Genomic DNA, 20,932 nt, shown 5'->3' with positions numbered 1-20,932 from the left:
CGGGCGGCTTGCGCATCGGCAGGCTCGGCAGCGTCGCCGGTTTCGACTGCGCCGCAGCGGATTCGGCGGGCAGCGTGAAGTGGAATTCGCCCGGTTCGACCAGCGTCGGATCGGCGGGCCGGATGATCGGCAGATCACCGGACGTATCGCGCTCGTCCTTGCTGGGCGGCGGGATGATGCGCAGCGTGCCCGTGTTCTGGACCGGGGCAGCTCCCGCAGGGGCTGAGACAGGCTGTGCCGCACCGGCATTCGCGGCTTCCGTGGATGCGGCTGCCCCGCCCGCGGCCGTCTCACCCGCGGCGGCGGAGCTGCGTGGCTGGAAGTTTGCCGCGATCGTCGGTCCGTCCGGTCCGAACGGCTGGAACGTCGTCGGCTCCGGTGTGCGGCGGTAGTCGTTGTCCCGTGCCGCCGCCACGGACACCGGGTCGGGACCGTCGGACGGGTTCGCGCCGCGCGGAGTGTTGGCGAGCAGTTCCGCGCCGAATACTTTCGGTGTCCCGGAATCGAACGGCGTCCCCACGGTGCCCGAGTCGGCGGGCACACGCCCGCCCAGCCCCAGCGCCGCGCGGGCGGCGGCCGCGAACTGTCCGGCGGTCTGATATCGGTCGGCGGGCGCCTTCGCCATCGCGCGCGCGATCACGTCGTCGACCGCCTCGGGCACGCCGGCGCGGGCGGCGCTGGCTCGCGGCGGTGGTTCCGACAGGTGCGACCGGATCAGCACGCTGACGCTCTCGGCGGGGAACGGCGTCGCACCGGTGAGGCATTCGTGCAGGACACAGGCCAGCGAATAGATGTCGGCGCGGGCGGTCACGGGCCCGGAGTCGAATCGTTCCGGCGCCATGTAGGTGTAGGAACCGGCGGCGTGGCTGCCGGTGGTGTGCGGGTTGTCGCCCTCGTCGCGGGCGATGCCGAAGTCGGTGAGATACGCGAAGTCGGCCGGGGTGACGAGGATATTGGCCGGTTTCACATCCCGATGGACCAGCCCGGCGGCGTGGGCCGCATCCAGCGCGGCGGCCACCTGCTCGACGATCGCCACCGCGCGGTCGGTATCGAGCTTGCCCTGCCGGCGCAGCAGGGTGCGCAGGTTCTCACCGCGCACCAGCCGCATATCCAGGAACAGAGAGCCGCCGGTCTCACCCCAGTCGTGGATCGGGATGATGTGTGGTTCGGCCAGCCGCGCCGCCGCTTGCGATTCGCGGCGGAAGCGTTCCTGATACGTCGCGTCCTGGGCGAGCTGTTCGGGCAGAATCTTGAGCGCGACGACGCGATCCCTACCGGTATCGAACGCCTCGTACACCTCGCCCATACCACCGCGACCGAGCAGCGAGCGCACCTCGTACGGGCCGAATCTGGTGCCGACCCGTGACCTCGGCACATCCACCGGTGAACCTCCAACTCCTGGGCAAGGTGGCCAACCTGCCCGGCGCCGCACCGGGTTGCCTGCCCCTCAGAACGCCGATTCTCCGGGTGCGACCACGCCGTGGTCAAACGCGAACACGATCGCGGCCGCCCTGTCCCGTAACCCGAGCTTGCCGAAAATGTGTCCGACGTGGCTCTTTACCGTTACTTCGGAGATGCCGAGTTCGCCGGCGATCTCGGAGTTGACCCGCCCGCGGCCGATCAGTTTCAGCACCTCGAGCTCGCGCGCGGTCAGCTCCGCCATGCGCGAGCGAGTGTCCGCGGGGACCGGACGCGCCGTCCGATAGGCCGAGAGCACCCGGCCGGTGACGGACGGGTCGAGCCAGGAGCCGCCCTCGGCCACGGTGCGGACCGCGCGGATCAGATCCTCGGCGGGGGAGTCCTTGAGGATGAAACCGGCCGCGCCGGCCCGCAGCGCCCCCGAGAGCAGATGGTCGTCGTCGAAGGTGGTGAGTACCAGCACCGGCGGCGCGTCCGGCCGGGTCCGCAGCCGGCGCGTCGCATCGATGCCGCCGACCCGCTTCATTCGCAGATCCATCAGCACCACGTCCGGACGGTGGTCGGCCAAGGCGGCCGGCACCTCGTCGCCGTCGCCGCATTCGGTGACCACGAAGCCGTCGCGGCGGCGCAGAATCCTGCGCAGCCCGCCCCGCACGAGTTCCTGATCGTCGACGACGAGCACGGTGGTGGTGGCGGTATCGGTCTCGGTGAGCGGGGTCTGACCCGGGTTCACATGTCCTCCTGTGGTCTGCGGGACACTCTCACCGGTCCTCCTGGCGTTTGCGGGTGAGCGAGGTGATCGCGTCGCGCACCATCGTCAGAGGATCGTCGAGTCCGCTCACCGGGCAGACCTCGTCGGGAGCGAGGGGGATGCGGGCACGCACCTGCCAGTACTCGCCCGATCGGCCGGCCGACAGGTTGCCGTTCAGGGTGGCCGTGCGCTGGCGCATGCCGCTGATCCCCATCCCGCGGCCGGTGCGCGGGGCCGGGCCCTGCGGCAGCGTATTGCGCACGCGTACGGTCACTTCGCCGGGCAGCACGGCGATATCGAGGGACGCTCGGGCGCCGGGAGCGTGTTTGGCGATATTCGACAGCGATTCCTGGCTGATCCGATACAGCGCCAGACCCGTCGACGCGGACACCACCGCGGTGTCGCCGGTCAGGTGGTAGGTCACCGGCAGTCCGGCGCCGACGAAATCGGAGACCAGGTCGGCGATGTCCTCGAGCCCCGGTTCGGGCGTCAGCGCGGAGGGGCGCTGATCGAGCAGGCCGACGGTGTGCCGGATATCGGCCATCGCCTGGCGGCCGAGGCGCTCGGCATCGCCGAGTGCGTCGATGGCCTCGTCGACATCGCGATCGGTCTCGAGCGCGTGCCGGGCCGCGGTCAGGTGCAGCAGGGTGACGCTGAGGGAATGGGCGATCACGTCGTGGACCTCGCGGGCGATCCGGCGGCGTTCGTCGTCGGCCGCCTGCGCGGAGCGGATGGCCTGATTCTCGCGTTCCTGATCCAGCGACTGCCGCTGGAATTGCAGCATCAGACCGACCATCCAGCCCAGCACGATCGCGACGACGTACACCTGCACCAGTTCGCCGTAGCCCAGGGCGTAGAAGATCAGCATCTCCGCGACCGCGGCGATCATCCAGAACAGGCTCACCCGTTTCGGCGCGATCGCCCCGATCATGCCGACCATCACGGTCAACACCAGCGGCGAGCAGTCGGGCGAGACCGGCTGCAGCAGGAACAGCGCCTGGGCGGTGAGCGCGGACAGTCCGAACACCGCCGGCTTCGGGGGCAGATCGAAGAAGAACAGCAGCGGATAGCAGGCGAACAGCAGCGCCACCGCGAGGAAGGGCACCCCCGTCGAGAAGTACTGGCTGCGCAGCGACGCGGCCGCGACCGCCGACACCACGACCGCGACGTCCGCGGTGACGACCACCGAGACGGGATAGCCGTAGGACATCTCCTCGACGCGCTGCCGCAGCGTGCCGGCCGGATCGTGCACGAGGTCGAGAAGTCGCCGCGCGACCCGCCCCAGCGCCAGGCGTGCCCGGCCCGGGCGCCGGGGTGCGTGCGGCGATACCTCCGCACGGTCGTCGGCGCTGGTCAGGTCCATAACAGTCAGGCTAGTCGCCGACGGGTGGTCGCTGCATCGTTCCCGGAAAGGGCTCACGCTCCTACCGTGGTAGGACGCGAAGTCTCGTCTGCGGCACGACGTATCCGCGGTGGCGCCTCCGTAGCGTGAGTCGCACAGTGTCCGGCAGAGAGGTTCGGACACCCGGCCCGAGGAGATGGGTGCGATGACTTGGCAAGACCAGCACGCTCGTACCGAAATCCTGCACGAGGTGCTCGCCCGCGCGGCCGTCGACCCGGCCACGCCGGGCCTGTTCTACGACCTGCCCGAGTGCGATCGGCTCTTCGGCGGGCCCACCGGAGTGCTTGCCGCCCTGCGGTATCGGTGGGACAACCACCTGCACGCCAAACTCGACCAGGCCCAGCTGCAGGGACAGTCCCCGAGCGAGGCCTATCGGGAATTGGCCGCCGAACAACCGGTACTGCGTGCCGTGCTCGACGCACACGAGGTCCGGCATTGGCATCGGGAGCCGGCCCTGGCACGCTGAGCGACGATCCGACCCGGTTGCGGCGCAGTCGAACCCGCGCCGCCACCGCGACCGACAGCAGAAAGAGGGTGGGGCTACCGCCATGTTGGAATTGACCGACGTAGTCAAGGAATACCGGGTGGGTGAACAGCGGGTTCGCGCCCTCGACACCATCAGTCTGCGCATCGAGGCGGGCGAATTCACCTCCATCATCGGCCCGTCGGGCTCCGGGAAGAGCACGCTGCTGCATCTGCTCGGCGCGTTGGATTCACCGGATTCGGGATCCATCACCTTCCGGGGTGAGGAGATCGGTTCCCTCGACGACAACCGGCAATCCGAATTCCGCCGTCACCGTGTGGGTTTCGTCTTCCAGTTCTTCAACCTGCTGCCCACTCTCTCGGCGTGGGAGAACGTCGCGGTCCCGAAACTGCTGGACGGCACCGGATTACGCAAGGCCAAGCCGCGGGCGCTGGAACTGCTCGACCGGGTGGGCCTGGCCGATCGCGCCGAACATCGCCCCGCCGAACTGTCCGGCGGCCAGATGCAGCGGGTGGCCGTGGCCCGCGCGCTGATCATGGATCCGCCGCTGATCCTCGCCGACGAACCCACCGGCAATCTGGATTCCAAGACCGGCGCCTCGATTCTGGAACTGCTCGGCGACATCTCCGGGGCCGGCAATTCGGTGGTGATGGTCACCCACGACATGGGGGCCGTCGAATACTGCGATCGCGTGATCACCCTGCGGGACGGGCGCATCGGTTCCGACGAACTGGTTTCCGCGCGCGGCCGTGAGGTGCACGACGGTGACGAGGTGGTGCGCGCGTGATCACAGCCGGCTGGGATCGGTTGCGGCTGTTCAATATCGGAGAGCTGTTCACCCACAAGGGCCGCACCGCCATGTCGATGGCGGTCATGGGGGTTTCGGCGGGGCTGCTGGTGGCGGTGCTCAGCATTTCCGGTTCGGTGACCGGTTCGGTGGACCGGCTGACCTCGGCGCTGGGCGGTAAGGCGCAACTCGAGATCTCCGGCGTCACCGCGAGCGGATTCGGACAGGACCTGGTATCGCAGGTGCGCGCCGTGCCCGGCGTCGAGGCCGCGGTGCCGATGATCCGCACGGGGGTCGGCAATCCGGCCGATCGCACGCTGCTCATCGGCGCCGACGCATCGGTCTCCGCACTCGGCAGCGATCTCAACGGGGCGATGAGCGCACAGGCGGCGAAACTGCTGTCGGTTCCCGGCGGGGTTCTCGTCGGCGCGGGGCTGGGCCGGCACGAGGGCGACACCTTCACGCTGGGCAACCGGCAGGTGACCGTGGCCGGGGTGCTCGACGACGCCACCTCACACAAACTCAACAGCGGGCACATCGTCATCGCCACGCTGCCCGTCGCCCAGCAACTCGCCGGCCGGGCCGGCATGCTCGACTCCATCCAGATCGTGCCGAAGCCGGGAACCGATGTCGGACAGCTGCGTTCGGAGCTGACCACACTGGCGAACGGCCGTGCCGTGGTGGCCGACCCGAGCCTGCGCACCGCCCAGGCGAGCGGCGCGATCCAACTCGTCCGCTTCTCCACGACGATGGCTTCGGCTGCGGCGCTGATCGTTTCGGGCTTCCTGATCTACAACGCGATGAGTATGGCCGTGGCACAACGCCGCCCGACACTGTCGCTGCTGCGCGCGATCGGCGGGCGGCGGCGCCCGATGGTGCGTGATCTCATCGTGGAGGCGGCCGTCATCGGATTGATCGGCGGCGCGATCGGTTCGGTGGTCGGGATCTTCGCCGGCCGCATGTCGATCGACACGATTCCCTCGGCCATGGTGGCGGCCGTGGACACCCGCACCGAATACATGGTGCCCGGATACGCGATTCCGTTCGCGATCGCGGCCTGCGTGCTCGCCAGCGTCGCCGCCGCCGCGATCGCGGCTCGCCAGGTCTACAAGGTGCAACCCATCGAAGCTCTGGCGCCGGTCGGCGTGTCGAAGGCCGACGCGGTGGGGCCGTGGCTGCGCTGGGGGGCGCTGGTGGGCGGCCTGGTCATGGTCGGTGGCGCGATTTTCATCGCCCGCGCCGATCTGGGGCGGGCGTCGCTGGCCGCGATCTCGCTGTCCATCGCGGGCGCGGTCGGGCTGTGTTTCGCCGCGATGGGCCCGATCGTGCGCCTGGCCGCGGTGGTGGCCCGTATCTTCGGAGCGCCCGGCGCGCTGGGGGCGACCACCATCGAGCGGGCTCCGCGTCGCGTCTGGGCGACGGCGATGACGGTGATGATCGGCGTCACCGCGACAGTCGCGATGGGCGGTGCGTCGAGCAATCTGGTCGATTCGGCGACGGACTCGTTCTCCGATCTCGGCCGCCGCGACGCCTACATCAGCCCCACCTCGCTCGCCGAATTCCCCACGGGACCTTTGCTTCCCGCCGATCTGAAGGAGAACGTGCGGCGGGTTCCCGGTGTCGCCGATGTGGGATCGGCGCAGATGGCCTTCGCCACCGTGGGCAGCGATCGGGTGATGTTGCAGGCCTATCAGTCCAATATCCGGTCGTCGGTCCTCGCGGATCTGGGACCCGATGTGTTGCAACAGATGTCGACCGGCGAGGGCGTGGTGCTGTCGCGCGACGTGGCACGCTCCCTCGGCGTCGGCGCGGGCGCGCAACTCGAACTGCCCACACCTACCGGCATCCATCCCGTGCGGGTCCTGCGGGTGATCCCGTACTTCTCGGCGCTGTCGGGCATCGTGCTGATGGATCTGGACGTCCTGCGGCAATGGTACGACCGCCCGGGAGAAACGATCCTCGGCGTCAACTTCGCACCCGATGCCGACAAGGCCCACGTGATCGACGCGATCCGCGCGGTGGTGCCGCCCGGTCTGCACGTGGACACCGGAGCGCAGGCGCTCGCGGCGGTATCGCAAGGGGTGCAGCAGGGTACGTCGCTGTCCGGTTCGATCCTGTGGATCGTGGTGCTGGTCTCCACCGCGGCACTGCTGAACACGCTGATGCTGTCGGTCCTGGAACGCCGCCGCGAACTCGGCGTGCTGCGCGCCATGGGCACCAGCCGCCGATTCCTGTTGCGCACGGTGCTCACCGAGGCCGCCGGCATCGGATTGGCCGGTGCCGCACTGGGTTTGGTGACCGGCGCGGCGGTGCAATATCTGGCCACCATGGCGATGGGTCACGCGATGACCATCGACGTGGTGTATCGCCCGAGCCCCATGTTGCTGGTCTACGCCGTCGCCGCACTGGTGCTGGCCCTGCTCGGCTCGATTCCGCCGTCGCTGCGCGCGGCCCGCATGCCGATCGTCGAGGCCATCGCCGTCGACTGATCGAGTCAGGAGGGGAAGTCCCACGCGGCCGGGCGCGCGGGACTACTCCCTTTCGGGCCGAGAGTCGGTCGGTGCGGCGGCCGGTGGCCGATAGATTGGCGGAATGGACGAATCGGATGCCGTCGGCCCGCCCTTGTCCGCGCTGGATACGGGTGCGAAGCCACCCGGTCCGATCGCCGCCGCCACCACCGTGTTCGCCGTCGCCGTGCTGGTCTGCTTGCACTACGGCTGGTGGCCGTCCCGATTCGGCAGTATGCGGTGGGCCGATCCCTTGCTCGCCGCGGCGGGGGCACTGGTCCTCCTCGCCGCCGTGGCAGTGCTGTGGACGGTCCGCACCCTGTACGTGCTCGGACGAGACCGCCGATGGTCGTGGTGGGTGCTGCTCGTACCAGTGACCGTGCTGGCCGCCGGTCTGATGGTGATCCTCGCGCCGCGAACGACATTCGACGAGATGCGCCCGGAATTCGAACGCGTCGCCCGCGAGCTGCTGGCGGGGCCCGGCACTGTCCGGAGCAATTTCGAGATCGGGCGGTTCGACATCGCCTATGCGCGCGCGGATTCGGGTGGTGCCGTCTACTTCGTCGAGGCGGGCGGGCTCGGGCTGGACACGAGCAGCGGGTGGGCCTACTCACCGAACGGCAGGCCGGCCGGATTCGACGATTTCTCGGCGAGGCACCTCGCCGGACCGTGGTACGAGTTCACCGCGGTCTGGCGGACGTGACTCGGGTCGGCGCAGCGTCGTCGGTGCCCTTACATAAACTGGTGGCCATGACTGCACCCACGGTGGACTTGATGGACTATGCCGACGTCATCGACCGGTACGAGCCGGTGCTGGGCATGGAGGTGCACGTCGAACTGGGCACCGAAACCAAGATGTTCTGTGGGTGCCCGACGGCCTTCGGCGCCGAGCCGAACACGCAGGTCTGCCCGGTATGTCTGGGCCTGCCGGGTTCGCTGCCGGTGGTCAACCAGCAGGCCGTGGAGTCGGCGATCCGCATCGGTCTCGCGCTGAACTGCTCGATCACCCCGTGGGGCCGATTCGCGCGCAAGAACTACTTCTACCCGGATCAGCCGAAGAACTACCAGATCAGCCAGTACGACGAGCCGATCGCCACCGACGGCTACCTCGATGTGGTGCTCGACGACGGCTCCGTCTTCCGGGTCGACATCGAACGTGCCCACATGGAGGAGGACACCGGTAAGTCCCTGCACGTGGGCGGCGCCACCGGCCGCATCCACGGCGCGAGCCATTCGCTGCTGGACTACAACCGGGCCGGCGTGCCGCTGATCGAGATCGTCACCAAGCCGATCACCGGCGCCGGTGAACGGGCCCCCGAGGTGGCGCGCGCCTACGTCACCGCACTGCGCGATCTGCTGAAGGCGCTCGACGTCTCCGACGTGAAGATGGAGCAGGGTTCGCTGCGCTGCGATGCCAACGTATCGCTGATGGCCAAGGGCGCCAAGGAATTCGGCACCCGCACCGAGACCAAGAACGTGAACTCGCTGCGCAGCGTCGAGGTCGCGGTGCGCTACGAGATGCGCCGCCAGGGCGCGGTGCTCAGCTCCGGCGGCACCGTGATCCAGGAGACCCGGCACTTCCACGAGAGCGACGGCTCCACCTCCCCGGGCCGGGTGAAGGAAACCGCCGAGGACTACCGCTACTTCCCGGAGCCGGACCTCGAGCCGATCGCACCCGACGCCGACTGGGTCGAGAAGCTGCGTGGCACCATCCCCGAATACCCGTGGCTGCGCCGCGCCCGCATCCAGGCCGAATGGGGTCTGTCCGACGAGGTGTTCCGCGATCTGATCAACGCCGGCGCGCTCGACCTGATCATCGCCACCGTCGACGCCGGCACCACGGTCGACGCCGCCCGCGCCTGGTGGGTCAACTACCTCACCGAGCAGGCCAAGGAGCGTGAGGTCGCGCTCGAGGATCTGCCGATCACGCCGAAGCAGGTCGCCGAGGTGGTGGCGCTGGTCGACGCCAAGACCGTCAACTCCAAGGTCGCGCGCCAGGTCGTCGATTTCGTACTGGCCGGTGAGGGCGATCCGGGGCAGATCGTCGAGGCCAAGGGGCTGGGCATGGTGTCCGACGACTCGGCTCTGCAGTCCGAGGTCGACAAGGCCCTGGCCGCCAATCCGGACATCGCAGACAAGATCCGCTCCGGCAAGGTCCAGGCCGCCGGCAAGATCGTCGGCGACGTCATGAAGGCCACCCGAGGCCAGGCCGACGCCGCCCGCGTCCGCGAACTGGTCCTCGCCGCCTGCGGCGCCGCCTGAGTTCTCGACCCCCGAGGCCCGGTCCACTGCGGCCGGGCCTTCGACGGAGCGCTAGTCCGGTCCGCCGCCCGCGCCGCCCTTCGGCGGTGGGATGCGCACGATCCGGTCGTCCAGCGGGCCCGCGGCGGCGGGCTTGTTGACCGTCCCCACCCAGACGTTGCCGTCGGCGCCCAGCGCGGCGCCGCCGAGGGAGCCGTACTTGTCCTGGGCCACCATCGTCGGGGCGGTGGTCACCGCGTGGGTGGTGGGGTCGGCGTCGGCGAAGGCCAGCGCCTTGGCGCCCGACATCGAGACCGCGACGCCGTCCACCGCGGCCGCGCAGCCACCCGCACCCGGTTTGTCCGGCCACGTCCATGCGGTGGCGACGGCGCCGTCGGGTCCCAGGCGCTGCAGCCGGTCCTCGGTGGCGGTGCGGTCTGTGAACCAGATGGTGTCCTTGTGGTCGGGGCACACTCCGCCCGCGGTGCCGATGCCCGACGCCACCACCTTCGGATTGGCGTTGCCCGGCGCCGGATCGTCGATCTCGAGCAGCTTGCCCGCCAGGGATCCGGGGTTGTTCGCCGCGCCCGGATTGCCGGCGTCACCGGTCAGCACCGCCAGCTTGGTCGGTGAGACGAAGGCGAGTGAACCGTGATTTCCGTTGGCGCCCTTGGGAATTCCGGTGAGAATCGGTTTCGGATCGCCGCCCGCGCCGATGCGCACGACGCGATTGTCCGAGGCGGTGGTGATGTAGGCGTAGACCAAGCCGTCCTCGCCGTAGCTCGGTGAGAGCGCGACATCGCTCAGCCCGCCGTCGCCGGCCGCGTCGACGTCGACCCGGGCGACCTCGAGTGGCTGCGGCGGCGCCTGGCTCGGATCGACGGCGGTGACCTTCAGAATGCGCCCGGTGGTGCGCTCGGTGACCAATGCCTGCTGCCCGTCCGGCAGGACCGTCAGTCCGCCGGTGGTGTCCAGGCACGACACCACGACCGCCGGATCGGGATCGATACACGGCCCGGTGGGGCGCTGCCCGGTCGGCGGCGGAGTTTTCGGTTCGCTGGTCGGACCCTGCCCCTCGGGTTCGATGGTGGGCGCGGGAGTGAACGGTTTGGACGCGGAATCGTCGAAGCGGGCACAGCCGACCACCAGGCCGGCGGTGACGGCGAGGATCGACGCGACACGGCCGACGACAACCACACTCATTGCCCAAACGTTACGGAAATACCGCCGCGCGCGCTCGCAGGGGGCCGGGCCACACCGCGCGGACCGCCACGGCGACTCCGGTTCGTGCTGGCGAGGCGCGCCGCAGGACCTGCCGGGCGCGGCTGACACGCCGGGACCGGACCACGCGCCCGCTCGTTCGGCGTCATACTCTGTGCCCGTGACGGACAAGCCGAATCAAACACCGGAATCGAATCAGCCGTCGGGGCGGCCGTCGGGCTCCGGACCGACGGCAGGCAGCCCCTACGACAATCCGACCGGCGAATTCCCCTCGGTGAAACCCGCGGTGGGCAAGGATGTTCCGCGGACCGAGGACGATTTGGGCCTGGACCCGGACGTACCGGCCGCGGGTGCCGAGCACACCGGCGCCACGAAGGCGACGAAGGGCCCCACCGGCACCGCGGCCGCCGGCGCTACCGCCGCGAGCGCAGCGCACCCCGGCGCTGCCCGGGGCACCGACCACCCCGGCGCCGAGCCCACCGGCACCGAGCACTCCGGCGCCGAGCATCCCGGCACCGAATACCCCGGCGCCGAGCATCCCGGCACCGACCACCCCGACGCCGAGCATCCCGGCACTGCTCCGGGCGGCGCCGCGCCCGCCGATGCGGAAGCGCCCACCTATGCCTTCGCCACGATCCCGCCCGCCCGGGCCAACGGCGAGACCGAGCGTCTCCGTCGCCCGCGCGAATATCGCCGCGGCACACTGGATCTGGGTCTGCTGGGGTTGCGCCTGACCGTCGGCCTCACCTTCCTGTACCACGGCCTGCAGAAGCTGGCGGGCTGGTTCCACGGACCCGGTCTGGACGGCACCCGGCACATGCTCGAACAGGGCGGCTGGAAGCACATCGAACTGTCCACCGGGATGCTCACCGTCTCCGAGGTCGGCGGCGGCGCGCTGATCATCCTCGGCCTGGCCACCCCGCTGGCGGCCGGCGCGGTCCTGGCCTCGATCTCGACCGCGTGGCTGTGGAAGCAGGGCATGGCTCCCGACTTCCAGTACCGCCCGGTCGAATTGGAGTCGATCCTCGCCGGCGCGGCGGCCTCGCTGATCCTCACCGGCCCGGGCCGCCTGTCGTTCGACCGCAACCGCGGCTGGGCCGTCCGCCCGTCGTGGGGTTCGTTCGTCTGCCTGGTCCTGGCACTCGGGGCAGCGGCCGCGGGCTGGATCTTCCTGCACGGCGGCAACCCGTTCGTGGGGATCTTCTAGAGTCGTCCCCGTGTCGAATCCCGTTGAGCCGTCGAGTCACCGAGCGATCGAACGCCTGATCGCCGACTACGCCCTGCTGGTCGACCAGGGCGACTTCGGCGGCGTCGGAGCCCTGTTCGCCACGGGCAGCTTCGGCGGCAGCGGCGCGCGGATCGAGGGCAGCGCCGCGGTGGAGAAGATGCTGTCCGCCACCGTGATCCGCTACGACGACGGCACTCCCCGCACGAAACACCTGGTCACAAACCTGGTGATCGAGGTCGACGAGGCCGAGGGCACTGCCACGGCCAGATCGTATTTCACCGTCCTGCAAGCCACCCCCGACCTACCACTGCAACCCATCGTGAGCGGCCGCTACGCCGACCGCTTCCACCGCACCGACGGCACCTGGGCCTTCGCCGAACGCGCGGTCACCATGGACCTCATCGGCGACGTCAGCCATCACCTGCGCAGGTAGGTAGCTGCGACGTCCGACTACAACCCACTGAAAACGGCCGCTCCCGTCGGAGAGCAGCCGTTTCGCGCACTCGATGATTACCCCCGCCCCGGAAGCGAAAGGGCCGCCCCGCCGCAGCGGGGCGACCCGTCTTCCGATCTTTCACTCGGGCGACATCGGTTTCGCATGCACAGGGGTCACTGGTCGCCCAACTGCCGCAGATCCGGCGGACCGGCCCGGATGAGCTCCGGCGCGGAACGACCGCTCAGCTACGAATGAATGCGAGCAGGTCGGCGTTGATGGTCGCGGCTTCGGTCGTCGGCATCCCGTGCGGGAAACCCGGATAGGTCTTGAGGGTGCTGTTGGGCAACAGTTCGGCCGAGCGGATGCCGGTGTTCTCGATCGGGACCACCTGGTCATCCTCTCCGTGCATGACGAGGGTGGGGATCGTGATCTTCGTGAGCTCATCGGTGAAGTCGGTCTGGGAAAATGCGACGACACCGTCGTAGTGGGCTTTGGCGCCGCCGGTCATACCTTGGCGCCACCAGTTCGCGATCACTCCTTCGGAGGGCTGTGCGCCGGGCCGGTTGTAGCCGTAGAACGGTCCTTCGGCGAACGTGCGGAAGAAGTCCGACCGGCGGGTGGCGACCTGCTCCTGGATGTCATCGAAGACCGACTTGTCCAATCCACCCGGATTGTCGGCGGTCTTCACCATGATCGGCGGCACCGCACTGATCAGAACGGCTTTTGCCGCCCGATCCTGTCCGTGGCGGGTCAGATAACGCACGACCTCCCCGCCGCCGGTGGAATGACCGATATGAACCGCGTTCGTCAGATCGAGATGGGTGACCACGGCGGCCAGGTCATCGGCGTAGTGGTCCATATCGTGCCCGTCGGCGACCTGAGCGGAACGGCCGTGTCCGCGCCGGTCGTGAGCAACCACCCGGAAACCGTGGGACAAGAAGAACATCAGTTGTGCGTCCCAGTCATCCGAGGACAGAGGCCAGCCGTGGCTGAAGACGATGGGCTGTCCGCTGCCCCAGTCCTTGTAGTAGATGTCGACGCCGTCCGACGTTGTAATGAAAGGCATGGGGACTCCTCGTGATCGGATTCTCGGTTGTTGCCCGCAGGTCGCGACCGGAACCGGTTGGGGCGACGACGCTTCTGAACGGTCGGCGCCAGACAAATGTTGCTCGATTCGGACATGGCGCGCCCCGCTGTGCGCGCCACGAATCCCCCTTTTTCCGCCATCCCGGTTCGCGGTCGCCGGATCGTGGGGCGATCACTCCTCGGCAGGGCGGGACGCCGTGCCGGTTGCCGGCGAACAGACGACGATCAGCCGCAGGTCAGGCGATACTGTGTCGCTCTGACCTGCGGCTGAGGTTCGATATGGACCTCGGTAACTCACCGTAGCACACCAAACGTGGTCGATCACCTGACGCGAGACCGACACCCCCTTCCCGCACCCCACGGCACGCAGGAACGCGGGGAGGCGGCACAGCCTAGGGCACGCGGCGGACGGCGCCCTTGTCGGCGGAGGTGGCCAGTGCGGCGTAGGCCCGCAGCGCGGTGGTGATCGGCCGGTCGCGCTGCACCGGCTGCCACGGCCGTTCCCGCGCTTCCATCTTGGCGCGGCGCTCGGCGAGCACCTCGTCGTCGACCAGCAGCTCCAGCGCACGGGTGTGCACGTCGATGCGGATGCGGTCGCCGTTCTCGATCAGGCCGATGGCGCCGCCGCTGGCCGCCTCGGGGGAGATGTGCCCGATGGACAACCCGGAGGTGCCGCCGGAGAAGCGGCCGTCGGTGATCAGCGCGCACACCTTGCCCAGGCCGAGGCCCTTGAGGAACGAGGTGGGGTGCAGCATCTCCTGCATACCCGGGCCGCCGGCGGGGCCTTCGTACCGGATCACGACGACGTCGCCGGGGGTGATCTTCTTGCCGAGGATCGCCGAAACCGCGTCCTCCTGGGATTCCAGCACCACGGCCGGTCCTTCGAAGGTGAACAGATCCTCGTCGATACCGGCGGTTTTCAGGATGGCGCCATCGAGGGCGATATTGCCCCGCAGCACGCACAGGCCGCCTTCGACGGTGTAGGCGTGCGCGATATCGCGGATGCATCCGCCCTCGGCATCGGTGTCGAGCGAGGACCAGCGGTTCTCGGTGGAGAACGGCACGGTGGTCCGCACGCCGCCGGGCGCGGCGTGGAACAGTTCGATCGCTTCGTCGGAGGCTTTGCCGGAGCGGATGTCCCAGGTATCGAGCCACTCGTCGAAGGAGGCGGTGTGCACGGTGGTCACATCGGTTTCCAGCAGTCCGCCGCGGCGCAGTTCGCCCAGGATGGCGGGGATGCCACCGGCGCGGTGCACATCTTCCATGTGGTAGTCGGAGTTGGGGGAGACCTTCGACAGGCAGGGCACCCGGCGCGAGATCTCGTCGATGGTGGCGAGGTCGAAATCGATCTCGCCTTCCTGCGCGGCGGCCAGGGTGTGCAGCACCGTGTTGGTGGAACCGCCCATCGCGACGTCGAGGGCCATCGCGTTGCGGAAGGCCTTGGCGTTGGCGACGTTTCGCGGCAGGACGGAATCGTCGTCGTCGCGGTACCAGCGGTTGGCGATGTCGACGACGGTGCTGCCGGCCCGCTCGAACAGGGCCCGCCGCGCCGCGTGGGTGGCGAGGGTGGAGCCGTTGCCGGGCAGTGCCAGGCCCAGTGCCTCGGTGAGGCAGTTCATCGAGTTCGCGGTGAACATGCCGGAACAGGAACCGCAGGTCGGGCAGGCGCTGCGCTCGACTTCGCTGAGGCCCTCGTCGCTGACCTCGGTGGAGGCGCTGGCGGCGATCGCGGTGATCAGATCGGTGGGCGCCTGGGCCACACCGCCGACGACCACGGCCTTACCGGCCTCCATCGGACCGCCGGAGACGAACACGGTCGGGATGTTCAGCCGCATGGCGGCGTTGAGCATGCCGGGAGTGATCTTGTCGCAGTTGGAGATACACACCAGCGCGTCGGCGGTGTGCGCGTTGACCATGTATTCGACCGAGTCCGCGATGATTTCGCGGCTGGGCAGCGAGTAGAGCATGCCGCCGTGACCCATCGCGATGCCGTCGTCGACGGCGATGGTGTGGAATTCGCGCGGCACACCGCCGGCGGCGCGCACCGCGTCGGCGACTATCTCGCCGACATCCTTGAGATGCACGTGGCCGGGCACGAATTGGGTGTAGGAGTTCGCGATCGCGACGATCGGCTTACCGAAATCGGAGTCGGTCAGGCCGGTGGCCCGCCAGAGTGCGCGTGCGCCTGCGGCATTGCGTCCGGCGGTGGTGGTGCGTGAGCGAAGCGGTGGCATGAATTCGGTCCTCGGTGGTCGGCGCGGTGGCCGGAGCGGCTCTACTCGGGCAGGGCTCTGCTCGTCGGTGCTCATCGTCCGGTGGGTCGCCGGGGCCGAGGGCTGGTCGGCCACCGTGCGGAGCGTCTCTTCGGCGAGTGGTGTCGTCGGCAGAGGTGTCTGTTCGCAAGAGCAGAGTGTCTGTTCGGCGCTTCAACGTTACTCCCGCCACCGGAGCGTGCTCACCGGAGGCGGGTGGTCGTGCGGCCGCGGGGTGGCGCGGCAGCACGACGCACGTCGAGCCGGTCCGAGCGGCCGTCACCGGGTGGGGTCTCGACCACGGACCCGCACCGCGATGCGATGATCGCGGCGACTGCGCCCCGAGTGGGGACGTCCTCAGGGCAGCGCCGCGAAAGCTCGGATTTGTTCCCGGCGTTCGGGGTTGGCGCGAGAGTGTGAAACATCCCACTCGATCGCCGCGGTCGTGCTGCGACAACCCGCCGAAGCGGCGGAGTTGAAGAAGTAGTTCGCTCAGTCGTCCGTGGGGGTGTCCGGCTTGTCGGCAGCGTCGGTCGACGAGCTGTCCGCTGCACCGGATTCCGGGGTCTCGTCGGCGCTGCCTTCCTGGCCGCCGCCGCTCTTGTCCTCCGCGCTCGCCGCGCTCTTCTCCGGCCGCGCGAACGGATCCGGAATCCGCCCGTCCGAGGCCGCGACCAGATCCTTCAATCGGTCGTAGCTCACCGCCGGCAGAGCCACCTCGGAGTCGTCGCTCAGATGGGCGCGCACCCAGCCGCGCTTGGGGATCCGCAGCCCCTGAATCTGCGACCAGTCGACGTGCCGGGAACCGAAAATCGTCCGCAGATCGAGTCCACCGGCCGACACCGTGGTGCGGGAGCGTTCGACCCACCACGCGGCCGCGATCGGAATGAGGAACAGGATCCACAGCACCGCCGGCCAGCCGAAGAACGGGAACGCCGCGCAGAACAGCAGGATGAACACCCCGAGATGCGCCAGCCGGGGAATACGGATCACACGCCCCGTATCGGATCCGCCCTCGGCGGTGTGGGACGATTGAGCTGGTGGCACGGACTGCTGCGGCGATGACACACCCCCATCCTCGCATCATGGTGAAGCGACACTCGAACCGCCCCGTCTCACATAATGAGACACCGCACGTCAAGTAATTTGACTCATCGACTCTCGCGCGCATACCGTCGAGCGCGTGAATCGAAACGAGCTTCTCGTAATCGGCCGGCGCGTCCAGCGCTGAGCCTGACGACTCGAGGTCGACTACGTCAAGCTCGCAACTGCGACGCGCCACCCTCGCTCAGCCATCGGCTGACGGGGGCTTTTTTGTGTTCGGACAAGTTGTGTTCACGGCTTCGATGTTCGCTCGAGCGCCGCGCAGGCGCCCCGTGAGAGCGAAGCGGTGAACGACAAGCAGTAAGGAAAAAGACGGTGAGCGCACCAACCGCACGGCCCGGGCCCTCGGCCCGCAGGCCAGCGCCCTCGGCTTCCCAGCCGACTCCCGCGGCTGCGGCCGCGACCGGAAACCGCCGCCAGGTCCCGCCCGAGAAGGTGACCGGCGCCCAGTCCGTCGTCCGCTCCCTCGAGGAGCTCGGCGTCGACACGGTATTCGGCATTCCGGGTGGTGCGATTCTCCCCGTCTACGACCCGCTCTTCGACTCCACGCGCGTGCGCCACGTGCTGGTCCGCCACGAGCAGGGCGCCGGACATGCGGCGACCGGTTACGCCCAGGCCACCGGCAAGGTCGGTGTGTGTATGGCCACATCCGGTCCGGGCGCGACCAACCTGGTGACCCCGATCGCGGACGCGCAGATGGATTCGGTGCCGCTGGTGGCGATCACCGGACAGGTCGGCCGTGGCCTGATCGGTACCGACGCCTTCCAGGAAGCCGACATCTCCGGCATCACCATGGCGTGCACCAAACACAACTTCCTGGTCAACGACGCCATCGACATCCCGCGCATCATCGCCGAGGCGTTCCACCTGGCCTCGTCCGGCCGCCCGGGCGCGGTGCTGGTCGACATCCCGAAGGACGTGCTGCAGGCGCAGACCACCTTCAGCTGGCCGCCGGAGATGCGGTTGCCCGGCTACCGCCCGGTGACCAAGCCGCACGGCAAGCAGGTGCGCGAGGCGGCCCGCATGATCGCCGAGGCCAAGGCTCCCGTGCTCTACGTCGGCGGCGGCGTGATCAAGGCCGACGCCTCGCCGGAGCTGTTGGAACTGGCCGAGCTGACCGGCATCCCGGTGGTCACCACCCTGATGGCGCGCGGCGCGTTCCCCGACAGCCACACCCTCAACATGGGTATGCCCGGTATGCACGGCACCGTGGGAGCCGTTGCCGCTCTGCAGAAGTCGGACCTGCTGATCACGCTGGGCGCCCGCTTCGACGACCGCGTCACCGGTCAGCTGGATTCCTTCGCCCCGCACGCGAAGGTGATCCACGCCGATATCGACCCCGCCGAGATCGGCAAGAACCGCCACGCCGATGTGCCGATCGTGGGCGACTGCCGTGAGGTCATCACCGAACTGATCGAGACCCTCAAGTCCGATCCGGCCTTCACCAACGCCGAGGCTCCGCTGCTGGATCTGGCGTCCTGGTGGACCTACCTCGACGGTGTGCGCAAGCAGTACCCGCTCGGCTACGGCCCCACCTCCGACGGCTCGCTGTCGCCGGAGTACGTCATCGAGACCCTGGGCCGCCTCGCCGGACCGGAGGCGATCTACGTCGCCGGTGTCGGCCAGCACCAGATGTGGGCCGCGCAGTTCGTCAAGTACGAGAAGCCGCGCACCTGGCTCAACTCCGGTGGCCTGGGCACCATGGGCTACGCCGTGCCCGCGGCGATGGGCGCCAAGATGGGCGCGCCGGACAAAGAGGTGTGGGCGGTCGATGGTGACGGCTGCTTCCAGATGACCAACCAGGAGCTGGCCACCTGTGCCGTCGAGGGCGTGCCGATCAAGGTCGCGCTGATCAACAACGGCAACCTGGGCATGGTCCGGCAGTGGCAGACCCTGTTCTACGAGAAGCGCTACTCCAACACCGACCTGGGCACCCACACCCTGCGCATCCCCGATTTCGTGAAGCTCGCCGAAGCGCTGGGCTGCCACGGCATCCGGGTGGAGAAGGAAGAGGACGTCGAGGCCGCCATCCGCGAGGCGCAGTCGATCAACGACCGTCCCGTGGTGATCGACTTCATCGTCGGCAAGGACGCGCAGGTGTGGCCGATGGTCGCCGCCGGCACCTCCAACGACGAGATCATGGCCGCCCGCGGCATCCGCCCCCTGTTCGACGAGGACGAGCAGGCCTCCGAGCCCGCCGTCATCCATGAGGCCATGTCGCACGACAAGGCGACCCTGTCGGCGCACGAACGGGCCTCGCAGAAGGAGACCAACCTGTGAGCACGACCCATACCCTCAGCGTGCTGGTGGAGGACAAACCCGGCGTGCTGGCGCGGGTGGCGAGTCTGTTCTCCCGGCGTGGATTCAATATCGAATCCCTGGCCGTGGGTGGCACCGAAGTTCCGGAGATCTCGCGGATGACCATCGTCGTCACCGTGGAGGATCTGCCGCTGGAGCAGGTGACCAAGCAGCTCAACAAACTGGTGAACGTCATCAAGATCGTGGAGCAGGACGCCGACGCCTCGGTGGCCCGCGAACTGATCCTGGTGAAGGTGCGTGCCGATGCCAGTGTGCGCACCCAGGTGATCGAATCGGCCAACCTGTTCCGGGCTAAGGTCATCGACGTGTCGCCCGACGCGCTGACCATCGAGGCGACCGGCACCCGGTCCAAGCTCGAGGCGCTGCTGCGGATGCTGGAACCGTACGGCATCCGTGAGATCGTGCAATCCGGCGTGGTGGCCGTCGGTCGCGGGCCGAAGTCGATCACCGCGACCCGCTAACACTTATTCAGAAGAATCAACGAAGGGACACAACCACAGTGGCAGTCGAGATGTTCTACGACGACGACGCCGATCTGTCGATCATCCAGGGCCGCAAGGTCGCCGTGATCGGCTACGGCTCCCAGGGCCACGCACACTCGCTGAGCCTGCGTGACTCCGGCGTCGAGGTGCGCATCGGCCTCAAGGAAGGCTCCAAGTCGCGGGCCAAGGCCGAAGAGGCCGGCCTGACCGTCGGCACTCCCGCCGAGGTCTCGGAGTGGGCGGACGTCATCATGCTGCTCGCCCCCGACACCGCGCAGGCCAAGATCTTCACCGAGGACATCGAGCCGAACCTGAAGGACGGCGACGCCCTGTTCTTCGGCCACGGCCTGAACATCCACTTCGGCCTGATCAAGGCTCCGGCCAACGTCACCATCGGCATGGTCGCCCCCAAGGGCCCCGGCCACCTCGTGCGCCGCCAGTTCGTCGACGGCAAGGGCGTCCCGGCCCTGATCGCCATCGACCAGGACCCGAAGGGTGAGGGCCAGGCCCTGGCGCTGTCCTACGCCAAGGGCATCGGCGGCACCCGCGCCGGCGTCATCAAGACCACCTTCAAGGAAGAGACCGAGACCGACCTGTTCGGTGAGCAGGCCGTCCTCTGCGGTGGTACCGAAGAGCTGGTCAAGACCGGCTTCGAGGTCATGGTCGAGGCCGGTTACGCGCCGGAGATGGCCTACTTCGAGGTGCTGCACGAGCTGAAGCTGATCGTCGACCTGATGTACGAGGGCGGCATCGCGCGGATGAACTACTCGGTCTCCGACACCGCCGAGTTCGGTGGCTACCTGTCGGGCCCGCGGGTCATCGACGCCGACACCAAGGAGCGCATGAAGGCGATCCTGAAGGACATCCAGGACGGTACCTTCGTCAAGCGCCTGGTCGCCAACGTCGAGGGCGGTAACAAGGAGCTCGAGAGCCTGCGCAAGCAGAACGCCGAGCACCCGATCGAGGTCACCGGCAAGAAGCTGCGCGACCTGATGAGCTGGGTCGACCGGCCGATCACCGAAACCGCGTAAGGTTTCCCACCGCATAACGACCCGCCGGGCAATCTTGTCCGGCGGGTCGTTGCGTATGCGCTGGGCGTTCGGTCAGCCGACCCATCTACCTCATCGAGCGCTACCCACGACGAAGATCGTTTCGATGCGGCGCCAGTTCACCCTGCCTGGAGACCGGCAGTGCGCGTGAGTGCCCGGCACTC

General features: G+C 68.7%; 17 protein-coding genes. 10 read left to right on the top strand and 7 right to left on the bottom strand.

Going from position 1 to position 20,932, the window contains the following annotated elements:
- From RJ03_RS17925 to RJ03_RS17915, 3 genes are all read right to left on the bottom strand, one after another.
- The coding region (locus tag RJ03_RS17925; protein WP_373281711.1) for a serine/threonine-protein kinase at positions 1 to 1,381 on the bottom strand (1,381 nt) is incomplete at its 3' end.
- 66 nt (positions 1,382 to 1,447) lie between these two features.
- The gene (locus RJ03_RS17920; RefSeq protein ID WP_036503922.1) at positions 1,448 to 2,101 is read right to left on the bottom strand and encodes a response regulator; all 654 of its coding nucleotides are present in this window, start codon (positions 2,099 to 2,101) and stop codon (positions 1,448 to 1,450) included.
- Positions 2,102 to 2,180: 79 nt separating this feature from the next.
- On the bottom strand, positions 2,181 to 3,533 hold the full coding sequence (locus RJ03_RS17915) for a sensor histidine kinase (protein WP_051024810.1): 1,353 nt from the start codon (positions 3,531 to 3,533) through the stop codon (positions 2,181 to 2,183).
- Between the two features lie 184 nt (positions 3,534 to 3,717).
- On the opposite strand from RJ03_RS17915, the gene RJ03_RS17910 reads away from it, so the two are divergent.
- The 5 genes from RJ03_RS17910 (at position 3,718) to gatB (ending at position 9,612) form a co-directional block, all read left to right on the top strand.
- On the top strand, positions 3,718 to 4,038 hold the full coding sequence (locus tag RJ03_RS17910; protein WP_051024815.1) for a hypothetical protein: 321 nt from the start codon (positions 3,718 to 3,720) through the stop codon (positions 4,036 to 4,038).
- Between the two features lie 82 nt (positions 4,039 to 4,120).
- Positions 4,121 to 4,843, top strand: coding sequence for an ABC transporter ATP-binding protein (locus RJ03_RS17905; RefSeq protein ID WP_051024809.1), 723 nt, complete (start codon positions 4,121 to 4,123; stop codon positions 4,841 to 4,843).
- Entirely contained in the window at positions 4,840 to 7,332 is a 2,493-nt protein-coding gene (locus RJ03_RS17900; RefSeq protein WP_036503902.1) for an ABC transporter permease, read from the top strand. The genes RJ03_RS17905 and RJ03_RS17900 overlap by 4 nt, the downstream gene beginning before the upstream one ends.
- Positions 7,333 to 7,435: 103 nt before the next feature.
- Positions 7,436 to 8,053, top strand: a complete 618-nt coding sequence (locus RJ03_RS17895) for a hypothetical protein (RefSeq protein ID WP_036503899.1) — start codon at positions 7,436 to 7,438, stop codon at positions 8,051 to 8,053.
- Between the two features lie 47 nt (positions 8,054 to 8,100).
- Positions 8,101 to 9,612 carry an Asp-tRNA(Asn)/Glu-tRNA(Gln) amidotransferase subunit GatB gene (gene gatB / locus RJ03_RS17890; protein WP_036503897.1) on the top strand — a complete coding sequence of 504 codons (1,512 nt, stop codon included), beginning with the start codon at positions 8,101 to 8,103 and terminating at the stop codon, positions 9,610 to 9,612.
- Between the two features lie 51 nt (positions 9,613 to 9,663).
- On the opposite strand, the gene RJ03_RS17885 is transcribed toward gatB, so the two are convergent.
- A complete protein-coding gene (locus RJ03_RS17885; RefSeq protein ID WP_036503894.1) occupies positions 9,664 to 10,794 on the bottom strand; it encodes a PQQ-dependent sugar dehydrogenase in 1,131 nt (376 codons plus the stop codon).
- Between the two features lie 178 nt (positions 10,795 to 10,972).
- Between RJ03_RS17885 and RJ03_RS38855 the strand changes: the two genes are divergently transcribed.
- Together RJ03_RS38855 and RJ03_RS17875 are read left to right on the top strand one after the other, a co-directional pair.
- Complete coding sequence (locus tag RJ03_RS38855) at positions 10,973 to 12,019, top strand: DoxX family protein (RefSeq protein ID WP_051024808.1); 1,047 nt, start codon at positions 10,973 to 10,975, stop codon at positions 12,017 to 12,019.
- 10 nt (positions 12,020 to 12,029) lie between these two features.
- Complete coding sequence (locus tag RJ03_RS17875) at positions 12,030 to 12,473, top strand: nuclear transport factor 2 family protein (protein WP_036503893.1); 444 nt, start codon at positions 12,030 to 12,032, stop codon at positions 12,471 to 12,473.
- A gap of 244 nt (positions 12,474 to 12,717) precedes the next feature.
- Here RJ03_RS17875 and RJ03_RS17870 read toward each other — a convergent pair whose 3' ends face one another.
- The 3 genes from RJ03_RS17870 to RJ03_RS17860 all read right to left on the bottom strand — a co-directional run bounded on the left by RJ03_RS17870 (position 12,718) and on the right by RJ03_RS17860 (position 16,807).
- On the bottom strand, positions 12,718 to 13,542 hold the full coding sequence (locus tag RJ03_RS17870; RefSeq protein WP_036503892.1) for an alpha/beta fold hydrolase: 825 nt from the start codon (positions 13,540 to 13,542) through the stop codon (positions 12,718 to 12,720).
- A 412-nt stretch (positions 13,543 to 13,954) separates the two neighbouring features.
- Positions 13,955 to 15,796 (bottom strand): dihydroxy-acid dehydratase, encoded by a 1,842-nt coding sequence (gene ilvD / locus RJ03_RS17865; protein ID WP_036503891.1) that lies wholly within the window; start codon positions 15,794 to 15,796, stop codon positions 13,955 to 13,957.
- Positions 15,797 to 16,306: 510 nt separating this feature from the next.
- Positions 16,307 to 16,807 (bottom strand): PH domain-containing protein, encoded by a 501-nt coding sequence (locus RJ03_RS17860; protein ID WP_083870975.1) that lies wholly within the window; start codon positions 16,805 to 16,807, stop codon positions 16,307 to 16,309.
- 426 nt (positions 16,808 to 17,233) lie between these two features.
- Between RJ03_RS17860 and RJ03_RS17855 the strand changes: the two genes are divergently transcribed.
- Genes RJ03_RS17855 through ilvC form a run of 3 tightly spaced genes read left to right on the top strand, consistent with a single transcriptional unit; the run spans position 17,234 to position 20,750 of the window.
- Positions 17,234 to 19,198 (top strand): acetolactate synthase large subunit, encoded by a 1,965-nt coding sequence (locus tag RJ03_RS17855; protein ID WP_036503890.1) that lies wholly within the window; start codon positions 17,234 to 17,236, stop codon positions 19,196 to 19,198.
- Positions 19,195 to 19,698: an acetolactate synthase small subunit gene (ilvN, locus tag RJ03_RS17850; RefSeq protein WP_036503889.1), complete on the top strand. Its 504-nt coding sequence runs from the start codon at positions 19,195 to 19,197 to the stop codon at positions 19,696 to 19,698. Before RJ03_RS17855 ends, ilvN begins: the two co-directional genes overlap by 4 nt.
- A 50-nt stretch (positions 19,699 to 19,748) precedes the next feature.
- Positions 19,749 to 20,750, top strand: coding sequence for a ketol-acid reductoisomerase (gene ilvC, locus RJ03_RS17845; RefSeq protein ID WP_174372318.1), 1,002 nt, complete (start codon positions 19,749 to 19,751; stop codon positions 20,748 to 20,750).
- Positions 20,751 to 20,932: the final 182 nt, after the last annotated feature.

The organism is Nocardia aobensis NBRC 100429 (genome assembly GCF_000308375.1).
GTDB lineage: Bacteria > Actinomycetota > Actinomycetes > Mycobacteriales > Mycobacteriaceae > Nocardia > Nocardia aobensis.
This window is presented reverse-complemented; position numbering and strand designations above follow the sequence as displayed.

Bases quoted from the DNA above. Each gene is read 5' to 3' on its own strand.
- RJ03_RS17915 (WP_051024810.1), bottom strand. From the start codon at position 3,533: ATGGACCTGACCAGCGCCGACGACCGTGCGGAGGTATCGCCGCACGCA.
- RJ03_RS17885 (WP_036503894.1), bottom strand. From the start codon at position 10,794: ATGAGTGTGGTTGTCGTCGGCCGTGTCGCGTCGATCCTCGCCGTCACC.
- RJ03_RS17905 (WP_051024809.1), top strand. From the start codon at position 4,121: ATGTTGGAATTGACCGACGTAGTCAAGGAATACCGGGTGGGTGAACAG.
- ilvD (WP_036503891.1), bottom strand. From the start codon at position 15,796: ATGCCACCGCTTCGCTCACGCACCACCACCGCCGGACGCAATGCCGCA.
- gatB (WP_036503897.1), top strand. From the start codon at position 8,101: ATGACTGCACCCACGGTGGACTTGATGGACTATGCCGACGTCATCGAC.
- RJ03_RS17895 (WP_036503899.1), top strand. From the start codon at position 7,436: ATGGACGAATCGGATGCCGTCGGCCCGCCCTTGTCCGCGCTGGATACG.
- RJ03_RS17870 (WP_036503892.1), bottom strand. From the start codon at position 13,542: ATGCCTTTCATTACAACGTCGGACGGCGTCGACATCTACTACAAGGAC.
- RJ03_RS17910 (WP_051024815.1), top strand. From the start codon at position 3,718: ATGACTTGGCAAGACCAGCACGCTCGTACCGAAATCCTGCACGAGGTG.
- ilvC (WP_174372318.1), top strand. From the start codon at position 19,749: ATGTTCTACGACGACGACGCCGATCTGTCGATCATCCAGGGCCGCAAG.